The organism is Pseudoalteromonas sp. SR44-5 (assembly GCF_014163675.1).
In the GTDB taxonomy this organism is placed as follows: domain Bacteria; phylum Pseudomonadota; class Gammaproteobacteria; order Enterobacterales; family Alteromonadaceae; genus Pseudoalteromonas; species Pseudoalteromonas rhizosphaerae.
This window is the reverse complement of record NZ_JACJDT010000004.1, coordinates 33,792-54,864: the sequence shown is the minus strand read 5'-3', so window position 1 is coordinate 54,864 and position 21,073 is coordinate 33,792. Positions and strand designations below refer to the sequence as shown.

Here is a 21,073-nt window from a genome sequence, read left to right as displayed (position 1 = left end):
TGTGCCTAAGCACGCTGCGTAGATCCGCCGATTATAAACCACTCTACTATTCAACGAATAAAGAATGGTGGGTCATGATGGACTTGAACCATCGACCAATGGATTAAAAGTCCACTGCTCTACCAACTGAGCTAATGACCCGCTCTGCTGCTGCAACAAAATGCAACAAAACATTAATACGTAAATCCGCCGATAAAGACCATTCTATTATTAAATAATGAATGGTGGGTCATGATGGACTTGAACCATCGACCAATGGATTAAAAGTCCACTGCTCTACCAACTGAGCTAATGACCCGCTCTTTTTGTCGCAATTCGAGTGGTTGAACCATTCGTTTGCTGCGGGCGCTTATAATACTTATTTAAAAAATGAGTGCAACAGAAAATGTCTCTTTTTTTAAGTTTTTATGTCTAGTTGACCAATTTTAGACCGCTTATGACAAAAAGCAGTCTAATCAAACTGATTCTACATTTTTGAAAGGCGATCAGTGGCCAATTTTGCAGCAGTTGTACTTGGGTATTGGTTAAGTAAATCATTAAAGGTTTTTGACGCTTGTTCGGCTAAACCTTGCTCTTGTAATAAAGTACCAAGCTTTAACATTGCATCTGGACGCTTATTTGAATTTGGAAATTCATTTACAACAACTTTAAAATGTTCCGATGCTTTTACTGGATCATTTTTAATTGTTAATAATTGTCCTAACCAATAATGAGCGTTAGACGCATACACAGAATTTGGATACGTTGTTAAAAACGTTTGAAACTCTGGAATTGCCTGATCATAGCGCTTGTCCTTCATGATTAATGCCACTGCACGCTCGTAAGCCTCATTCTCAGACAGATCAGAACTAATAGCTTGCGATGCAACAGGCTCTGCGTGTTGCTCAGCACTAGGTTGCGAATAAGCTTGGCTAACGCGATTTTCAATTTCTTGATACAGCTCACGTTGACGTTGCAGTACTTTTTCAAGCTTATAGGTCTGCTCTTCAGTGATCCCGCGAACCTGGCTCACTTCATCTTGCAGCCTATTTAACTGTTGCTGTAACTCAACTTGTAATAAATTTCTCGACTGCATCATACTTTCAAGGGCAGCAAGGCGTTTTTCTATACTCGATTGTGAACTCGCAGCTTCTGAAACAGGAGCGGGAGCAGCCCAAACATGGGTGCTCCCGCTCAATATCATGGCTGCCAAAATAATTTTCGGCTTCATAATGTCTCTAATTTAGTAAACTAGTACCGCACGGCGGTTTTTAGCGAAAGCAGATTCAGTACGTGATTTAACCATCGGCTTTTCTTCACCGTAGCTCACTACTGACATTTGGCTTGTAGAAACACCTAAACTTTGTAGGTATTTTTCAACTGCTTGGCCACGGTGCTCACCCAGTGCAATATTGTACTCAGGAGTGCCACGCTCATCAGCATGACCTTCAATTAATACTTTAACAGATGGGTTTTTAACTAAAAACTCAGCATGTGCACGAAGTAATTCGCCATACTGACCTTGAATAGTCGCAGTATCAAAACCAAAGTAAATCACTTGTTCTTGACGCAATTCGTCATACTTCTGACGAAGTTCTTCTTGTGCTTGCTGCTCTGGCGTTAATGTAGCAACTTCGACAGTGTCATTATCAGTTGTTTGCTCAACAGTCGCTTGATTTGATTGATTAGCTGCACCTTCATCGATATCCGAAGATGAGCTACAAGCTGCTAGTGTCATAACTGGCACAGCAATTAGCAGGCCTTTAAGTATTTTATTAAGTTGCATTGAGTAGATTCCTATATTGAGTAAACCAGCAAAAATTACTGTAAATAAGGCGACCACGCGGGTGCCTTTACTTGTCCATTTAGCACAGGTAACCGTGCTTTAAAGCGACCGTCCATTGATACTAGCGCTAGTACCTGCTTATTATTATGTAGCGTGCTATAGATGATCATCGAACCATTTGGTGCTACGCTCGGTGACTCATCTAGGCGCGTTCGTGTTAACACTTGAAATGCGCCTGTAGCCAGCTCTTTCTTAGCAAGATGGTACTGCCCGTTGGTACGGTTAACCATCACTAATTCTTTGCCGTCAGGGGTAATAGAACCAGCTAGATTCATATCACCATCAAAGGTCATTCGTTGTGACCTACCTGTTTGTAAATTTAACTTATAAATCTGAGCATTACCACCCCTTTCAGAAGTAAACACGATATCTTGACCATTCGGATGCCAAGACGGTTCAGTATCTATACTACGGTGGTTAGTCAATCGGGTTTCTTTACGCGTTGCTAAGTCTAGCATATACACTTCAGTAGCGCCGTTTCTGTCTTTTGATAGCACCAATAGTAGTTTTTTACCATCGGGTGAGAATTGTGGCGCACCATTAATACCTTGGTGACTTGTTATGAGTTCACGCTTACCAGTGTATAAATCTTGGATATAAATTTGGCTTTGACGATTTTCAAAGGTTACATACGCTAGTTTAGTGCCATCTGGTGACCATGCTGGTGACATAAGCGGCTCTTGCGAGCGTAATAAAACCTGCTCATTGAAACCATCATAATCTGCAACTACTAACTGGTAAGGCTTTGGTTCATCATCACGTACAATGACATAAGCAATTTTAGTTAAAAATGCGCCGCGCTCACCGGTGAGTTTTTCATAAATAACATCACTGATGCGGTGTGCATAACGTCTAAAACCGGTATCACTGATCACACTTTCGCGTGCTTCTTGAATATGATCTTGGTTTTTAATAAGTTTTCCGTTACTCATCATTTGCGTTTCACCACCAGTGATTTGGCCTCGGATAACATCAATAAGCTCATAGCGTACTAAGTAACGGCCATCAGTTTGTTGTTCGACTTCACCAACTAAAATCGCTTCAACACCTTTATTTACCCAAGCGCCATAGTCTACGTCTGCGTCTTTACTAGGTAACTGTGGCATGGCATTAACGTCAATGGGTTTAAATTTACCGCTACGCATTAAATCCGCAGCAATCACATCACTGAGCTTTTGTGGAATTGGCCCCACACCTTTATACTTAAATGGCACGATCGCAATAGGTCGCGCGCCATCAATGCCTTCGGTTATGACTATTTCAAGTGCCGCATTTGCAACACTGGTAAAGCCTAAAACGAAAATTAAACAAACTGTTTTCAACTTGTTGAACATACCATTCCTTTAAAATTGTGGCTTAATTGTTAAGTTAATATTTTTTAATTGCTCAAACACATCTTTATCTTTAGAAACTGGCAGTGTATCAGCCATACGAACAGCTCTAAGCGCCGCTTCACATACTAACTTATCACCACCTAAAGATGTAACTTGTGTGACCAGACCATTAAAACCTAAGCGAATATTCACACGGCATTGTTGATTTTTCATCTTTTCATCAATTAATAAATTTTGCTGAATACGCGCCATAATTAATGCTTTATATTTATCAACCTCAGTGCCTACCTGTTGCTGACGTATTTTATTACGTGCAGCTTGCTCTGTAGCTAGTTGCTCTTGCAGCATTTGCTCTTGTAACGCTTTTTGACGTGCCTCTTCAGCAGCTTCTGCACGTTTTTTAGCAGCTAACTCTTCGCGTTTACGGTCGTCTTCAGCTTTCTTTAAAGCCTCTTCTTCTGCTTTACGTTTTTCAGCAGCAGCTTTAGCAGCAAGTTCAGCTTGTTCTTTTTGCTTTTCAGCCTGCTGCGCTTTTTCACGTTCTTTTTGCTCTATTTCACGCGCTTTTTTAGCTTGAGCTTGGGCTTGTGCGGTTTCTTTCTCTTTCGCGCGACGCTCTTGCTCTAACTTTTTGATCCGGCGGTCTTCAGATTCACGCTGTTTACGTGCATCAGATGCTCGGCGCTCTAAATCACGAATGCGCTTATCTTCAGCACGTTTTTTATCATCTTCTTTGCGTTTCAACTCAGCAATTTTTTGTTCAACCATTTTCTGGTCAACAGTCACCGCTGAAACAGCATTTTCAGCATCAGGCATAGCCTTGTTCAAGGTAACTTCCATTACTGTAGGCGGTGAAGTATGAAAACTCGCGGTTCCAATCAAAACGCCAACTATAGCGAGGTGCAATAGCACTGATTTTAATACTGAAGGACCCATATTAGCTTTTATTCCCTTCAAACGATTCAGTCATTAATCCAACTGAAGGTACACCGGCATTTTTTAAGAAATCCATCAATAATAGTACTTCTTGATACGATACTTTACCTGAGCCTTTGATCATCACTGGGGTTTCTGGGTTTTTCATCAGTTGCAACTTGATAACAGCGGCAACATCTAATGCTTCCATCGGTTCTTCTGGATCTGTACCGATACTGACATAGTACTTACCTTGTGCATCAATTGAAGCAATGATCGGGGGCGTATCTTTAGTATCAACTAAATCTGATTCTTCCATTTTTGGCAAATCAACTTTAACGCCATGAGTGATCAAAGGCGCAGTGGCCATAAAAATAATCAGTAGCACCAGCATTACATCAATGTAAGGAACTACGTTTATCTCTGCAACAGGACGACGCTTCTTACGCTGATACATTCGCTTTTGCCTCTATTTGGGTAGCTGCTTGACGGTGTAAAATATTTGCAAACTCTTCCATAAAGTTAATGTAGTTAGATTCTAGCTTTTCAACTCTATTAGCAAAACGGTTGTATGCAATAACCGCTGGAATAGCAGCGAATAAACCCATAGCTGTTGCAATAAGCGCTTCAGCTATACCTGGGGCAACCATTTGTAAGGTTGCTTGCTTAACTTCGCCTAACGCGATAAAAGCATTCATAATGCCCCATACAGTACCAAACAAACCAATGTAAGGACTGATAGACCCCACTGTTGCTAAAAACGATAAACTTGATTCTAATTTTTCGATTTCGCGAGATAACGCAACTCGCATTGAACGATGCGTCCCTTCCATTACAATGCTAGCACTTTGAAAAGAGTTTTTCTTATGGCGAGCAAACTCTTTAAAGCCTGCTATAAATAATGCTTCAACACCAGTTGAGCTACCGCTACGCGATGAGATCTCATTGTAGAGTTTACTTAAATCAATGCCTGACCAAAATTTTTGCTCAAATCGCTTAGTATTGGATAATGCATCCGAAATTGCTTTTTTACGCTGAAAAATAATTGCCCATGACATCACTGACATAGCTAATAATGCCAGCATAACTAATTGCACAAGAAAACTTGCTTCTAGAATTAAATCTAAAAAATTAAGCCCTGAACCCACATTAAACTCCTAATAAGATTTCTTGTATAAATAACATTTCATTATACGCTAGGTATATGACCGAAAAAATGGCCAAAAGTTGCAACTAGTGTATCTATTCAGCTCAGTACTGACAACGCTATTGCTGTGAATTAGCAACAAAAAACGTTGAAGAGCAGGCTGACTCCAGTTTTATAGCCTTGTTCGGCAATCTTGACGCAACAATTTAAGATTGTACTGCCGAGGTAAATACATGCTGGGGTGCTTATTTATAAACAAAAACTGTGTAAAACACCCTCTTTATTCACTCTTAATGAATAAACAAGCATAATTGACTATAAGCATAGTCATTGCAACAGTTTAACTAATCTATAAAAAAATCATTCAAACAAATAAAACATCACAAATTCAATAGATTAATATACGACCGTGAATTTTATGAACAAAAATAAAGCGCTCATAAAAATCTTGCTATTAGTTTTTTTTATCTGAAAATTAAATTTTTCTAGTTTGAACAAAAACCAACTATTGCGTATTATTCTCCCATACCGAGCTAGCGCAGCAATGAATACTTCATTCAGCCCAGTTCTTTGCAATATGATTCTGATTTTTCGTATTGCTACGCTTAAAGTCTTCTTGATAAAACTTGATGAATTTAAGCAGTGTTACTTAGATTACTTCCTTCAACTTGTTGTTTGCCCGCATTTTATGCGGGCTTTTTTTTGCCTGCAAATCACGCACAGCACTACCTCGCTATGGCGCATACAATATCGTTTACAAACTTAACAGTATGTGAATTGCATTAGCCCAAATAACTAAATAATCTAAACTTTAAGTAATATGCTAATCACGCGATTAACTTAAACACAGCAAAATAGACATTTGAATAGTGGCTAAAAGAACAGTATAGAAGATGTATGAGGTGGGTTTGCAGCCATACGCACGCATACAGCTACAATAAATGTACTTTATTCTTGTTTGGGTAATAAGCCAAAGTGATGATAGGCGTTATCAGACACAATACGCCCTCTTGGCGTACGTTGGATAAATCCTTGCTGGATGAGGTAAGGCTCGATCACATCTTCAATGGTTTCTTTTTCTTCACCGATGGCGGCGGCTAAGTTGTCTAACCCTACCGGCCCCCCCATAAACTTTTCAATGATCGCGAGTAAATATTTACGGTCCATATAATCAAAGCCGCTTTTATCGACATCAATCATATTAAGTGCCAGCTCTGCCACTTCGGCATTTACAGTACCGTCTGATTTAACTTGCGTGTAATCTCGTACCCGGCGTAATAATCGATTGGCGATACGTGGCGTACCACGAGAGCGTTTAGCAATTTCAATGGCGCCTTCATCACACATGGCTAAATTTAAATAATGAGCAGAGCGCCCCACTATAGTCGATAAATCTGCCACCGAATAAAACTCTAAACGCTGCACAATACCAAAACGGTCTCTAAGTGGTGAGGTTAACGAGCCTGCGCGAGTGGTAGCACCAATTAAGGTAAAAGCGGGTAAATCGAGCTTAATGGAACGAGCTGCGGGCCCTTCACCAATCATTAAATCGAGTTGATAATCTTCCATTGCAGGATAGAGTATTTCTTCAACTTGCGGGCTTAGCCTATGTATTTCATCAATAAAAAGTACATCGCCTTCTTCTAAATTGGTCAGTAGTGCGGCTAAATCACCGGCTTTTTCAAGCACTGGGCCCGAGGTTGTTTTAATACTGACATTCAGCTCATTGGCAACAATGTTTGCTAGTGTGGTTTTACCCAAACCCGGCGGACCAAATATTAATAAATGATCAAGCGCTTCACCCCGACTACGTGCAGCTTCTATAAATATTTCCATTTGCTGTTTAACATGGGGCTGACCAGTATAATCGGCTAATAGTTTTGGTCTAATCGCGCGATCGACTACATCTTCATTACTTTGTTCAGTCGCATCTATTAAACGATCCGCTTCAATCATGGTTTACTCACAACATTGATTTTAGAGATTCTTTGATCAGAACCTCTGTAGACATACCAGGCTTGGCCACTGATTTTACTGTTTTTTGTGCTTGCGCCAATTTATAACCTAATGACACTAACGCAGAGATTGCATCATCTGCCGCATTATTAGCAATAAGTGCGTCAGATGCGGGCTCTATAACTGCATTATCACTAAATGGCGTGAATAAGTCATTACCCCAATCTTTTAATCGGTCTTTCATTTCAAGTACCAGGCGCTCTGCGGTTTTTTTACCTACACCTGGCAGTTTCACTAAACTGGTGGCATCTTCGTTATTCACACAGCTAACAAATTGCTTAGCCGACATCCCTGAAAGTATTGCTAATCCGAGCTTTGGCCCAACGCCATTGGCTTTTAATAGCTCTCTAAATAATGCTCGCTCAATTTTATTATTAAAGCCAAATAATAACTGGGCGTCTTCTCTTACTACAAAATGAGTATACACAATGGCATTTTCGCCAATGTTTGGTAAATCATAAAAACACGTCATCGGCATGTTAACTTCGTAACCAACACCGCTTACTTCAAGCAAAATTTCTGGCGGTTGTTTTTCTACTAAGATGCCATTTAAGCGACCTATCATGTTATTTCCTTAATCGTCCTCTAACGGTTTTACTGGCACTGCCCGCTAGTTTTATTAAATTTTGATCGGAATGAGCATGGCATATCGCAATGGCTAATGCATCGGCTGCATCCGCTTGCGGTGTGCCTGGCAATTTTAAAATATTTTTAACCATATGCTGCACTTGCGATTTATCGGCACCACCGTGCCCTACCACCGCTTGTTTAATTTGCCGCGCCGAGTATTCAAACACCGGTAACTCAGCCATTGCCGCACCAACAATTGCAGCCCCTCTGGCTTGGCCTAATTTAAGAGCTGAATCAGGATTATGCGCCATAAATACTTTTTCAATGGCAAAATGATCGGGAGAGAATTGTTCGATTAGTTGACTGATCCCTTGATAAATCATTTTTAATCGAATAGGAAACTCGTGATCGGCCAGTTTTATACAACCGCTGCCTAAATAAGTAAATTTAGCACCTTGATGGGCAATCACCCCATAACCGGTTAATCGTGAGCCAGGATCAATCCCTAAAATAATAGCCAATACTTGCCCAATCAGTGTAAATAGTTAAGTACGCTAATAATGCCAGAGCACTGTATAAATTACCAGTGCATTATTGGCATAAAAAAGCCCGTAAAAACGGGCTTGTTTAATTGCTAACCTTTTAGGCTAAAGAGCGTAGTAACCCTTGGGTATTTTTACGCATGGTTCTAGCTATCATAAAGTAGCCTAGTGATGCCACAAACACACCACCCACTAATGGTCCAATAAGCCAAATATGCGGGTGCAGCTTACCTGCTAAGTCAAACATCTCACGTTGCACTATTAATAAAGCCACATCACTGACCAACGCAGCGACAAAACCAGCAGCGCTGCCCAGCAATAAAAACTCATATAAAGTGGCATTTTTTATTAGCCGCCCTTTGGCGCCTAAGGTACGCAATATGACAATTTCCTGCATCCGTTCACCAAGGCTTGCTTGCACTTGCGAAATTAAAACTAAGCCACCACACATCACCACTATCGCCAGTACAAATCCAATTGCCAGCGATACTTGCGAAATAGTAGAACGTATTTGTTTGACAAAGCTGTCAACGTCGATGGCGTTGATTGTCGGGTAGGCACGTAGTAGCTCACTAAAGTCGCGTTTTTGATCGGCTTCGATACGCACCGATGAAATATACGTCGCAGGAAAATCACCCAGTACATCAGGACTTAATATAATAAAGAAATTAGGCTTTAAAGTAGCCCAATTAACTTTACGAACACTGGTGATTTTGGCATCAAATGACTGGGCGCCAATCAAAAATGTTAGCGTATCACCCAGTTTCACATCTAAACGCTCTAGCATAGATTCTTCGATCGATGCTTCAGCGGTGGCATTGTCGGCAAACCACTGCCCGTCTATGATCTCATTTTGCACAGGGACTTGCTCTAACCATGTAAGATTTAGTTCACGGCCAATACCTGCGCGTGCTTCTTCGTCTTTCTTCTCGTTGTCTTGCAATGAGACTTCGCGAGCAACTAATTCACCATTAACAGCGTTTACGCGACCACGAATAGTCGGATAGAACTCAGATACTTGAATATTTTTTTGCTCTAAAAAGCTTGTTACGTCTGGCAATTCAGTTTCGGTTATATTTACTAAAAAAGCATTCGGCGCGTCGCTTGGAAGTTGCGATTGCCAATCTGCGATCATATCGTTTTTCAGCACCACTAAAAATAACAATAGCTTTATTGCCAACGAAAAACTGATCAACTGTACCGCATTAGCATTGGCACGTTTTTGCAACGAAGCAATCGCTAATGACCAACTATTCCCCGGGCGCAATCCTAGTTTACGTCCGCTGCCAAAAATTAATCGAGATAATACAAACAGTATTGCAATCAAAATTAAAGTAGAGACAAACAAAATAGCGGTAATTTTAAGGTTATTACTAAACAACCACATTAATAAAAAGACTGTTAAGCCCGACATCGCTAAATGCACTTTACTTACTAGTAGCTTATCGCCTAAGTTACGGCGTAATACCCTAAGCGGTGGAATATCAAATAAATCTAATAACGGCTTGATTGAAAACATCACGGCACAGATAACGCCAGTACTAATCGCCACAAACCACGGTTTTATACCCGCTGCAGGAAGAGTATTGTTCATTGATTTAGCTAAATAACTAGTGGCTATCTCTTGTAAACCATAGCCAATGGCTAAGCCAAGTATGACCGACAAAGCACACACCAGTGATAAATGCAGTAAGTAAATTTTGCGAATTGTCGATCGGCTACCACCTAAGGTTTTCATCATCGCAACTGGGTCATATTGGCGTTCGCAATAACGCTTTGCAGACACGGCAATCGCCACCGCCGCTAAAATAATGCCCAATAACCCCGCTAATAATAAAAAGCTTTCAGCGCGGTTTAAGCTATTTGCAATCGGCGACTGTCTGTCTTTAACACCATACCATTGCTGGTTTTCTTTCATTTGTGGTTTTAGCCAGCTATAAAAGTCAGTAAGGTTACTCTCATCCCCTGCATACAACTGGCGGTAAAAAACACGGCTGCCCGGCTGGATCACTTCAGTTTTGTCTACATCTTGGTTATTTAACAACACACGACGACTACTTGAAAAAATATTAAATGGCGCATCTGGCTCTTCCACCAATACTTTTTCAATATTAAATTGCGCAGCGCCTAGCTCAACCGTATCACCTACTTTTACATTTAGTGCATAAAATACCGATTCACTAAACCACACATTACCAACAGTTGGCCCTTGCGTGGCCACTTCAACCTCTCCGGTTAAACTGCTTTTAACTTTTAGTTCGCCCTTAAGTGGATAATGCTCCGACACCGCCTTTACTGAGCTTAATTGCATTTCGTCATTAGCAAACAACATAGTATCAAAGTAAGTGAGTTGTGCGGTTTGTAAGTTGTATTCGCTTGCTGTTGTTAAATATTCACCCGGTAATTCATGGTTGCTTGCCAGCACGCGATCAGCGGCAATAAAGGCACTGCTTTTTTGCGCTATGCTTTGCCCTATGCGATCAGTCACCATAGAAAGCGTTAAAACCGTCAATACCGCCAACGCTATGGCCGCACAAATCACCGTGAGTTCACCACGGCGAAATTCACGGCTAAATAATTTTAATGCTAATTTAACCCACATTCGCCACAGCCTCATTGGTATTTTTAACTAATTGACCCGCTTCAATTTGTAACACATGCTGACACTTTGCTGCTAACGCCTCATCATGTGTGACTAAAATCAACGTCGTGCCATGAAGCTGATTAAGCTCGAATAACAGTGACTCAATTAACTTACCATTTTTGCTATCAAGATTTGCTGATGGCTCATCGGCGAATAAAATCTTTGGTGTGCCAATAAATGCGCGAGCAATCGCTACACGCTGCTGCTCACCACCAGACAATTGCGACGGATAATGCTCAATACGATGACTTAAACCTACTTTTTCCAGAAGATCGAGTGCTTGTTGCTTGGCATTTTTTTCACCAGCAAGCTCTGCCGGTAACATCACATTCTCAAGTGCTGTTAAACTCTGTACCAACATAAATGATTGAAATACAAAACCGACTTTTGCAGCTCTTAATGCCGCACGCGCTTCTTCATCAAGTTCATGCAGCGGCTCACCATCTAAATAAATTGATCCCTGAGTCGATTGGTCAAGCCCTGCGAGCAAACTTAATAAAGTTGATTTACCTGAACCTGAGGTACCAACTACAGCAACTGAGTCTCCAGACTTGACATTAAAGGTGATGTCACTGAGGATGGGCAAATCCCCTTCAAGGGTATTAACCGTTTTAGAAAGACCTTTAACCTGAATGATATTTAATTGAGATAGCGCTGACATATGATGTATTCAATCCTACGTTTTATTTTCGTTTTACTATTAGTAATCAAACCACTTAGTGCGGCAGCTGACAACACAATTTTAATTTTAGGTGATAGTTTAAGCGCCGCCTACGGCTTAAAACAAGAGCAAGGCTGGGTTAAACTGTTACAAGATAAGTACGACAACGAGCAAGCGCCGATCCAACTTATCAATGCCAGTATCAGTGGCGAAACCACCGGTGGCGCACTGCGTCGTTTAGACGCCCTGCTTAATGAGTTTCAACCGAGCCATGTACTTATAGAGCTTGGTGGTAACGACGGTCTGCGTGGCTTTCCAATTAAACGCCTAAAAGAAAACCTAGCCAGTTTAGTGAGCAAAAGCAAACAAGCTGATGCCAAAGTAGCGATTATGGTAATACACATCCCGCCTAACTATGGGCCACGTTATACCGGATTATTTATCGCTAGCTTTGCTGAGATTGCCGGTGCCACAAACAGCCATTTAATGCCATTTTTTATCTTGAATGTCGCTGCTGATAATAGCCTGATGCAAAACGACAACATACACCCTAACAAAACTGCTCAACCTATACTACGAGATGTGATGTATAAATCGATCAATGACTGGATAAATAACTAAACATCCTCATAAAATGATTTATTTCACTCAGTACGTGCAATAAATGTTCAAACAAACAAAAGCTTATTGATTTTTGAAAAAATATACGTACTATTGCTTGCAACGTCGGTATGTAGCGCAGCTTGGTAGCGCACTGTCATGGGGTGGCAGGGGTCGAGAGTTCGAATCTCTCCATACCGACCATTTAATTCAACAACTTAACCTCATTTATATATAAGTTGTTTTCTTTAAAAGCCTTTCGTGTAGCCAATCTGTAGCCACTCTACTCATTTTATAGCTGGGAAATAAAGCTTACTTCATTTAGCTGTTCGTGCGTACTGGTTACGAAACTCCCGTTTTACGATATCTGAAAATACCCTAAATAAACTTAGCTAGTTTCGTGTATTGATCTAAGCTATTGCGTAAGCCCCACACACCAGAAAGCCGTTTCTTTGTAGATACCTAAATAAGCTTTTCCGAGTCCAATTGTTCCCCCAGCTTGTCTTAATACCTTTATTATTAAGGTGATTTACTAAAGCATAACAACTAGGATTTTTGTATCGGCTAGATTGATTGAGCAATTCCACCAGCGCTTTAAAAATTAGTTTATCGTTTTCTATTCGATGTGAATTTTGCATAACTCCCCTTTATTAAGTCATATTATACCCTTTTATATGCTAATGTTTGGTTGGCAGAGTTAAAGCATGTTTGTATAGCTATCAGCATATGCTTGAAGTTCAATTCTACAATCAAGCTACTTTTTACTATTAAAGTTTCTAAGGAGAGATATGTTTTTTTCTAAAAGTGATAAATCAACACCATCAAATACTAAGCCTGACTGGAGCTTAAAAGATAAAGAGCTAATAAATAATATAACTGGTAACACATATAATACATCAGACTTAGCATACGCATTAAAGAAAGACGGGCATAATGCTATTGCAGCCATTTGGTATAAAGGCCAATTTTTATGCAACTTAACAACGCTCTACAGCCAATCTGGTATTTATAAAAATCATGGTATGAAAGAATGCGATGCTTTCATAGAAGGCTTCGACGATACAAACCTAGCTGACCTAAACAGCAATGAAATCGAAATATCTTTGCCTTACCTTAAATTCATGAACAAAGAATTTGGATTAGCGGGAATCAGAACCCAGCAAAACCAAAACCATTACGATGTGCTCTATTATGGTAAATACTTAACACAAATTTCTGAGTCTGTAGCTAACACAATAGAGAAAGCTAAAGATATCCACCTAACCAGAAAATATGGTGTTAATGGCAGTAAAGCCAAACAAGACTATGATAAACAGAAAATAGAACACGCTATTGCAAGTAAACTAAACAAAGTTGAAGCAAAAGACGTACTACTGACAACCGAAACAGCTCTAAACTTAAATATTACAAAACGTATTGATGTTATTACTGCCGAATGCGCTTATGGCATGAACATTTTTAAAGATATTTTTGCAAGTTTTAGTGATACTTTTGGAGGTCGCAGTAACAGCATACAAAACACGCTTAGAGATGCCCGTCAAACAGCACTAACTGAACTCAGGAAAGAGGCTATCTCTGTTGGTGCTAATGCCGTAATAGGTATTGATCTAGACTACAGTGAGATATCAGGCGGTGGTAAATCAGGTATGTTATTTATCGTTGCTTCGGGCACAGCTGTAATTATCGAGAATTAAATATATTATATGTGCTCTATACTGCCCGAAAAGCCATATCAAAATTCTATTCAAAGAAGTTAAAATACCTCTTTAATATATTGTTATTAAAACACTTTTATTTTCTATAGGTGCTTTCGCAAAGCCTATATATCTTGAATGCGAAATTATAAAACTAGACAGCCACTCTAATTGAACAAACAATGCTGTTCCACCACACTTACTTTTTAGATTAAGAGTTAATCTTTTACTACAAGGTTACTTTCATTTTTTCTATTTAATAAGTTATTAATCCGCTTAAACCTAAATTGCGCGCACGAAAATGACTGCACAATTGCAGTTTTAACTTTTTACTGAGGGCTTTTAACTTAACTTCTATATTTGCACAAGCTGACCTTTGTGCTGAACAAATTTTAACTAGATTAAATATTCTAAAGCATGTATTTTGTTTGCCAGGATAAAGTATAGGGACATTAAAATGAATAAAAAATTAATATTATTGGCTTTATTTCTTGGGGTAACACTAACCGCGTGCGGCGGTTCAGGTAGTTCAACTAAGCCACAAGTAGAAAATAATAATCTCAGTGATAGCGATAGCGATACATCTACCGATAGTTCAACCGGCTCAGGTGCCATTACTGCTAAAATCAATCCGATCCAATCGGTATACACCGGTTCAACGGTCAGATTAGTAGGAACAAGTAGCATTGTTCCTGCCATTTCAAGCGTGGATTGGTCAATTATTGAAAAGCCTGATAATAGCTCTGCAAAAATAGCAAATAATAGCAGCCTAATGAGCGAGTTTGTTGCCGATATAGCTGGTACATATCAAATTCAGCTAATCATTAAGTCAGGTTCAACAGAGTCTATTGCTACAGCGTCAGTGAGCATTTCAGATAAACCGATTGAGCCAAAAAATCATGCCCCAACAGCTGTTATTACTCCTTTTGAGGAAAAAGCGGGTAAAAATAAGCAAGTAACACTAAGTGGAAAAAATAGCTCAGATGCTGATGGCGATAATATTTATTATAAGTGGCAAGTTACCAGTGCTAACAATGCATTAGACTTCTTTCTCACCAACCCTGAAGGACAAAGTGCTAGTTTTGAAGGAAGAGACTATGGCATATTCACGATCAGCTTAACGGTACATGATGGTAAAGCCTATTCAGAAACGGTAACTAAACAGATAGAAGTATATGATGATAGACCAGAGCTCATAGCATCATTTGACGCACCTGAAACCGCTGAAGTGAACGAGTTTATTAACCTTGATGCAAAAGACAGCATGCAATACAATTTTGCGACTCCTATGTTTAGCTTCGACAGTATTCCTGCTACCAGCAAGGTAACATTAGCCTATACTATGTCGTATATCTCCTTCTTTATTCCAGATGTTGCCGGTGAATACAAGGTTCGTTTTACACTCAAAGATAGAAATAGTGACCGTACGGAATCAGTCGTAAAAACAATAACGGTCTCAAAGGAACAGAGCGATGCTGGTAAAACAGCAATTTCATTTAGTACCAACCGAAATGCACCACCAGCACTTAACGTCTTGCCAAGCCCATTGCTTAATACCTTTGTCCAATCAGAGCAATTATTCTACGCTGAAGTACAAGATCCTGAGGGCGCGCAAGTAGAGTTGAGCTGGAAGTGGCTAAATAGGCCAGCGAATAGCCAAGCAGATATTATTGCTGAAACAGGTAGCCGCGCTAGAGTTCGTTTTGATGTTGCTGGCTTTTACATTTTACAAGTCGCCGCCTCTGACGGAGAAAACACCACGAACAGGTTTGTCGCAATCAAAGTAGAAGATCCCGATAACTCCGCGCCGACCATTATCGATGTTGAGATGTTCGGGAATAAAATCAAAGGCAGTAATTTAACACTCAAAGCACACGCCTATGACAAAGAAACAGATCCCATTACCTACACATGGCTCGTATTATTGCCAAATGGCAGGGTTGCATCTATTGGTAACGAAACAAGTGATACAGCAATATTGCCTTTAGTTTCCTCAGGTAACTATCAAGTGCTTGTTTATGCAAAAGATGATATAGCTCCTTATTCGAGTCATAAACGCATTACATTTATCGTTGAGTAACAACTGATGCGGCACGCTTAGCTCGTGCCGCTCACTGTCTTTCTTAGCTCTATCATCAACTCCTTTACCCTGTGAATAAACGAGTCAACACTCACCATAAGCCGATTCCTCTAAAAGATATGCTTGAGTTATGCCCAACTCAGCTAGTTTTGTCTCCGCTTCTTGGCAACTAAACTCCTACTAAAATAGATAGCCATTTTAGAGCTTGGCAGTAGCCTGTGAGCTCGATGGATTTAAGCTCAAGTTACGTTTATTGATAACTAAAATTACGCAGTCCATTTTAAAGCTAACTAATAAGCCTATTTGACTAATTACTTAACCATTGCAACTTGGATCAATTGCAAATATATTAACAAAACTACTAAGTAGAAGGATTTACTGATGCCAGGTGCCTTTGCACATATTACTGCGGCTAACTTAGCTACTGAGAATAACGCCCTGATTGGAATGAATATTCCTACCAAAGCAAAGCTGATCTTAAGTCAAAATCAAAAATACCTTGAGTTAGGCTGTGTATCGCCTGACTACCCTTATTTAGCTGTGGGTAATTCAGAGCAAAATAAATGGGCTGATTTAATGCATTATCACAATACCGGTGATGTAATTAAAGAAGCAGTAAAGTATTGCAAAAATCTAGAGGGATCAGCGCAAGAGAAATGCTTTGCTTGGCTGTGTGGTTATATGTCGCATGTTGCAGCTGATATCACCATTCATCCGGTGGTCGAGCTTAAAGTGGGCCCGTATGAGCAAAACCAAACTGACCACCGCACTTGTGAAATGAATCAAGACGCTTACATTTGGCCAAGGTTAAACTTGGGTGAAATTGGCCTTGCTGATCGCTTTCGGCTTAATATCGGCTCATGTAGCAGCCAAAATAACTGCCTTGATGAAGATATTAAACAACTGTGGCAGCATGTTTTATCGCATATCCACCCAGATTACACACAATCAGCAGCTCCTGACTTTGATGCGTGGCATTCAGGCTTTCAACTGGTTGTTGATCATGCTGAAGAAGGATATCGACTCTTCCCATGGGCAAGGCATGTTGCGGCAAACAATGGGTTACTCTACCCTCGCCAAGATGAGATTGATTACACTTACATTGAGCAGCTTAATACTCCAAATGGCCCAATGCACTACGACGACATTTTTAATTTAGCGGTTGAAAATATACAGTATTTTATATCGATTATTGCTAATGCTATTTTTAATGATGGAGAGTGCTGGCAAATTTGTAATTGGAATTTAGACAACGGTAAAGACGAAAATGGCAACTTAACCGCGTGGAATATTTAAAATGAAATACTTAACTCTAATCTTAGTAATTGTTTTATCTGTGGGCTGCTCTAGCCTAGCTAATGCACATGATCCAGAAAAGATGGCTGATCTTGCATCACAACTAAAAGATATTTCAGCCGCGGTTGATGGCACATTAAAGTTCAGCACCAAAACCTATACTGATCCGCAAGCATTACTAATGGCTGCTATCAACAGCAATAAAAACAAACTCACCCCTTTTGAGGACTATCAGTTAAAAGTTTTCATTCAAGATAAAAATGCCATTTTATTACTGTGTGAGGATGACATTTTACTTATTGAAGATGCTGGCTGTACTGCGCCATCCGATATCCAGCATTGGCAATCAACTGACACTCAAGCCTGTAAAGTTACTATCAACGCCAGCAAAATTTGTAAGCGTTAAAAAATTGCGATTTATTCTTTTTTATAAAGTTTAATTAGGCCAACTTATTTTTTAAATACAATGTTTACCTTCATTAATAAAAGGAATTTCAATGAATAACAAAATAACCAAGGTACTTATATTTTGTATCGCCCCCCTAATATGTGTATTTAACCTACACGCAGAGCCTTTGCTTTCCCCCTATCCAAGTGCCAAGCTGGAGAACTCCGTTATTTTAGCGGGTGAAGAAACTCGCCTTGTTACAAAGTTTGTTGCTACAGCTGAAAAGTCTCAACAATTTGAGTATAAAAAATTCATTGGTGATACAGGCCATTACGCTTATACGATAAAAAATGTTGCTTCGTTAAAGGTAACAAAAAATTATGAAAGTGCGTTAAGTGATGCTGGTTTTAAAGTGGTTTATACATGTTCTTTAAGTGATTGTTATTCAGGAGATAAACGTGAACAAAGAAAATTATTAGCTGAAAAGTCTAGCTACTTTAACCCTAGTAATCAATTCCAACAACCTCACTATATTTTCGCCACAAAAGGGGATGAGTCCCTCGATGCTGCTATTTCGTTATTTGTTGGTCAGTATAAAAATACGACGCGAGTATTATTAACTACAGTGGATATAAAAGACATTGAATCAGGACTTGTCACTGCCAATTTTGACGCATTTACCAAACACAATAATAAACAGATAACCAAGGCACCACGTAAAGATAAAGGGGGCTCGGCAGACCATCCATTAATAAGTCGCTACCCAGGCAGTTATATTGAAGATTACAAACAGGTTGATTATGAAGAATTCAGCATTCCTGTTGGTATTGTTGATACAAAAACAAAGACACTGCCAATGCTAGACGTTACCGGAGACTTAACCCAAATTACTTATGTCGTAAACAGGGTGTCAACGCTAAAAATTTATCATAATTATCTAAGTGCTTTAGTAAAAGCAGGGTTTGAAACGGTATTCTCTTGTCAAAAAGATTCATGCAGTGGTAATACCAGAGATAGGTTAATCCGTGAGGATTTACAAAAGTTAGGGGATAAACTCGCTGTAAAACAAGCTTATAATTACTGGCGCCAACCTCGATACCAAGTTATGAAAAGTACTGTTGAGGGCCAAACTACCTATGTAGCTTTTTTCATCGGTAACTATGAAGGCGATTCTCGTATTCAGCTTGTAGTGATGCGGAGCGAGCCATTATTAACTGGGTTAATAGAGACAAATAGCGATAAAGTGTTAGAGCAACTTAAGCAAAAAGGTAAAGCCTCAATCTATGGGGTGTTATTTGACTACGATAAAGCGGTCATAAAGCCTGAATCTAAACAATCATTGGATGTCATTGCGCAAGTTTTAGAAAAAAATAAGGCATTGAGTTTGTATGTGGTTGGTCACACAGATGATAAAGGCTCTGCAGAATATAATTTAGACCTTTCTAAACGTCGGGCTGATGCGGTCGTTAAAGCTTTAATTGCTGACTATGGTATCGCTAAAACAAGGTTAATACCTCAAGGTGTTGGCCCCTATGCTCCCGCAGCCACTAACAAAAACGAATTAGGTCGAGAGCTGAATCGACGTGTTGAGTTAGTCGAAAGGTTATCTGATTCAAAATAATTACGTATCGCGAAAAATGCATATTAACGCCATTGCCTTAATATGCATTTTTATCACCAATTAGGTACGAAGTTCTATTGCAAAGTGGTCACTAGGCTCGCATTGTAAACTAAGCCTTTATCTATAGTGGCTTTAAAACTGCAAAACGCGCCATTCACTAAACATAAATTGGGTGCAACATGTCCGATATCAGCGTCGATGATAACTGGGAATAAACAATTACCTAACGCAAGCTCCAGGGCTTGGTAATAATCAATGTCTTGCTCTGGAGAGCTAAGCAAAGCACTACGCCCCAGAATAATACCGTTAATATCAGCAAACACACCATTTAACCGCAACGCCATTAAAGTACGGGCCACTGCTGTAGGTGAAAGCTCTGCATTTTCTAAATAAAGTAGTAAACCTTCTGGCGCATATGTTTGCTTAAAGTTATGCAGATCAAGATATGGAGAAGCCAGTAACACGTTAAGTGAGTCTAAACAGCCACCAAATAACCGCCCCGTCAGCTCTACTTGCCTTGAGTCTTGATAGTTTAGGCAGCGCCATTGACTCGGCTGAGTATAATCAAATAATGCATCTGGCTCTTTTGCGTAATCAATCACTTTAGTCTGATAATACTTGGCAGGCACCTGTTCGAAATAGCCATTTTTCTCAAGCGCCAGAACATCAAAAACTTGCAAGCAGTAATTGTCTTTCTCGTTAGGATGTAATTGCATTAGATTTGCAGCATGAAGTGTTACCCAACCACATCGCACTGTAAGCATACAGGCAAACGTGCTCACATCTGAAAAACCTACTAACCACTTTGGCTTGGCAGACTTAACCGCATTAAAATCAATATACTGAAGTACTTCCATGGCAAGCTCACCACCCCACGGCGGCATAATTGCGGCAATGCTGTCATCTAGTAAGAACGCCATTAGCTCATCAGCGCGTTGTTTTGCTGGGCTACTTTGTTGTCTTAAGCATTTACCCTCGACTACTAGGTAGCCACGGCGTGTTAAGCCAGAAAGTACGCGTTCCAGGCGTGGGTGAAAGATACTCTCAACACCGGATGAAAATGCGCAAATGGCAATTTTATCGCCGTTTTTTAATGCGTCAGGAAAAGTAATTGCTGTCATCAACATCTGCAAATTATCAATACGTTAGCTTAACGTACCCAATTTATTAAGAAATGTCGAGATTGTTTATGGCATAAAAAAACCGATGCAAGCATCGGTTTTTAAAAACGTGAAAATGAGTAAAGTAATTAAATGTACTCAACCTCAATGATTTCGTATTCCACGTCGCCTTTCGGGGTTTTAATGATCACAGCATCATCTGCTTGTTTACCAATTAAACCACGGGCAATCGGTGAATTAACCGAAATACGGTTATCTTTAATACTTGCTTCATCATCACCAACAATTTGGTATTTAACTTCAGCATCAGTCTCAACATTAACGATTGTTACTGTGGTACCAAAAATAACTTTACCCGTATTTGGTAGTTTAGTCACATCAATGATTTGTACATTTGAAAGCTTAGCTTCAATTTCTTGAATACGGCCTTCGCAAAAACCCTGTTGCTCACGCGCTGCGTGATATTCAGCGTTTTCTTTTAAGTCACCATGTTCACGTGCAACTGCAATATCAGATACAATTTTTGGACGGGTAACTGTTTTTAATTCGTTAAGTTCTTTGCGCATTAAATCTGCGCCACGAACTGTCATCGGAATTGTTTGCATACTTTTCTCACTTA

Annotated in this window: 19 protein-coding genes and 3 tRNA genes; 7 read left to right on the top strand and 15 right to left on the bottom strand. The window is 39.8% G+C overall.

Annotation, left to right across the window (positions count from 1 at the left end):
* Positions 1-65 precede the first annotated feature (65 nt).
* The 13 genes from H5154_RS03240 to H5154_RS03180 all read right to left on the bottom strand — a co-directional run bounded on the left by H5154_RS03240 (position 66) and on the right by H5154_RS03180 (position 11,654).
* Positions 66-141, bottom strand: a tRNA-Lys gene (locus H5154_RS03240).
* Positions 142-222: 81 nt separating this feature from the next.
* Positions 223-298, bottom strand: a tRNA-Lys gene (locus tag H5154_RS03235).
* 168 nt (positions 299-466) lie between these two features.
* On the bottom strand, positions 467-1,210 hold the full coding sequence (gene ybgF / locus H5154_RS03230) for a tol-pal system protein YbgF (protein ID WP_149982323.1): 744 nt from the start codon (positions 1,208-1,210) through the stop codon (positions 467-469).
* A 12-nt stretch (positions 1,211-1,222) separates the two neighbouring features.
* The gene (gene pal, locus H5154_RS03225; RefSeq protein WP_182717372.1) at positions 1,223-1,765 is read right to left on the bottom strand and encodes a peptidoglycan-associated lipoprotein Pal; all 543 of its coding nucleotides are present in this window, start codon (positions 1,763-1,765) and stop codon (positions 1,223-1,225) included.
* Positions 1,766-1,800: 35 nt separating this feature from the next.
* Positions 1,801-3,159, bottom strand: a complete 1,359-nt coding sequence (tolB, locus tag H5154_RS03220; RefSeq protein WP_149982325.1) for a Tol-Pal system beta propeller repeat protein TolB — start codon at positions 3,157-3,159, stop codon at positions 1,801-1,803.
* 9 nt (positions 3,160-3,168) lie between these two features.
* Positions 3,169-4,095 carry a cell envelope integrity protein TolA gene (tolA, locus tag H5154_RS03215; RefSeq protein ID WP_149982326.1) on the bottom strand — a complete coding sequence of 309 codons (927 nt, stop codon included), beginning with the start codon at positions 4,093-4,095 and terminating at the stop codon, positions 3,169-3,171.
* A gap of 1 nt (position 4,096) precedes the next feature.
* Entirely contained in the window at positions 4,097-4,531 is a 435-nt protein-coding gene (tolR, locus tag H5154_RS03210; protein ID WP_149982327.1) for a protein TolR, read from the bottom strand.
* On the bottom strand, positions 4,518-5,222 hold the full coding sequence (gene tolQ / locus H5154_RS03205) for a protein TolQ (protein ID WP_149982328.1): 705 nt from the start codon (positions 5,220-5,222) through the stop codon (positions 4,518-4,520). Before tolQ ends, tolR begins: the two co-directional genes overlap by 14 nt.
* A 947-nt stretch (positions 5,223-6,169) precedes the next feature.
* The gene (gene ruvB / locus H5154_RS03200) at positions 6,170-7,177 is read right to left on the bottom strand and encodes a Holliday junction branch migration DNA helicase RuvB (RefSeq protein WP_145233092.1); all 1,008 of its coding nucleotides are present in this window, start codon (positions 7,175-7,177) and stop codon (positions 6,170-6,172) included.
* Positions 7,178-7,184: 7 nt separating this feature from the next.
* Entirely contained in the window at positions 7,185-7,802 is a 618-nt protein-coding gene (ruvA, locus tag H5154_RS03195) for a Holliday junction branch migration protein RuvA (RefSeq protein WP_145233091.1), read from the bottom strand.
* A gap of 1 nt (position 7,803) precedes the next feature.
* Positions 7,804-8,328 (bottom strand): crossover junction endodeoxyribonuclease RuvC, encoded by a 525-nt coding sequence (ruvC, locus tag H5154_RS03190; protein ID WP_145233090.1) that lies wholly within the window; start codon positions 8,326-8,328, stop codon positions 7,804-7,806.
* A 121-nt stretch (positions 8,329-8,449) separates the two neighbouring features.
* A complete protein-coding gene (locus H5154_RS03185) occupies positions 8,450-10,951 on the bottom strand; it encodes an ABC transporter permease (protein WP_182717371.1) in 2,502 nt (833 codons plus the stop codon).
* Positions 10,941-11,654 carry an ABC transporter ATP-binding protein gene (locus H5154_RS03180; RefSeq protein ID WP_145233088.1) on the bottom strand — a complete coding sequence of 238 codons (714 nt, stop codon included), beginning with the start codon at positions 11,652-11,654 and terminating at the stop codon, positions 10,941-10,943. The genes H5154_RS03185 and H5154_RS03180 overlap by 11 nt, the downstream gene beginning before the upstream one ends.
* On the opposite strand from H5154_RS03180, the gene H5154_RS03175 reads away from it, so the two are divergent.
* The 7 genes from H5154_RS03175 (at position 11,655) to H5154_RS03145 (ending at position 19,333) form a co-directional block, all read left to right on the top strand.
* The gene (locus tag H5154_RS03175; protein WP_182717370.1) at positions 11,655-12,275 is read left to right on the top strand and encodes an arylesterase; all 621 of its coding nucleotides are present in this window, start codon (positions 11,655-11,657) and stop codon (positions 12,273-12,275) included.
* A gap of 106 nt (positions 12,276-12,381) precedes the next feature.
* Positions 12,382-12,458: transfer RNA gene (locus tag H5154_RS03170), tRNA-Pro, on the top strand.
* 584 nt (positions 12,459-13,042) lie between these two features.
* Positions 13,043-13,948, top strand: coding sequence for a YbjQ family protein (locus H5154_RS23565; protein WP_259398443.1), 906 nt, complete (start codon positions 13,043-13,045; stop codon positions 13,946-13,948).
* Between the two features lie 457 nt (positions 13,949-14,405).
* The gene (locus H5154_RS03160; RefSeq protein ID WP_182717369.1) at positions 14,406-16,028 is read left to right on the top strand and encodes a PKD domain-containing protein; all 1,623 of its coding nucleotides are present in this window, start codon (positions 14,406-14,408) and stop codon (positions 16,026-16,028) included.
* Positions 16,029-16,409: 381 nt separating this feature from the next.
* A complete protein-coding gene (locus H5154_RS03155) occupies positions 16,410-17,324 on the top strand; it encodes a zinc dependent phospholipase C family protein (protein WP_182717368.1) in 915 nt (304 codons plus the stop codon).
* A gap of 1 nt (position 17,325) precedes the next feature.
* Entirely contained in the window at positions 17,326-17,730 is a 405-nt protein-coding gene (locus H5154_RS03150; protein ID WP_149982333.1) for a hypothetical protein, read from the top strand.
* 91 nt (positions 17,731-17,821) lie between these two features.
* Positions 17,822-19,333, top strand: coding sequence for an OmpA family protein (locus H5154_RS03145; RefSeq protein ID WP_182717367.1), 1,512 nt, complete (start codon positions 17,822-17,824; stop codon positions 19,331-19,333).
* Positions 19,334-19,407: 74 nt separating this feature from the next.
* On the opposite strand, the gene H5154_RS03140 is transcribed toward H5154_RS03145, so the two are convergent.
* Both H5154_RS03140 and greA read right to left on the bottom strand, forming a co-directional pair.
* Positions 19,408-20,454 carry a S66 peptidase family protein gene (locus H5154_RS03140; RefSeq protein WP_182717366.1) on the bottom strand — a complete coding sequence of 349 codons (1,047 nt, stop codon included), beginning with the start codon at positions 20,452-20,454 and terminating at the stop codon, positions 19,408-19,410.
* A 128-nt stretch (positions 20,455-20,582) separates the two neighbouring features.
* A complete protein-coding gene (gene greA / locus H5154_RS03135; RefSeq protein ID WP_145233085.1) occupies positions 20,583-21,059 on the bottom strand; it encodes a transcription elongation factor GreA in 477 nt (158 codons plus the stop codon).
* Positions 21,060-21,073: the final 14 nt, after the last annotated feature.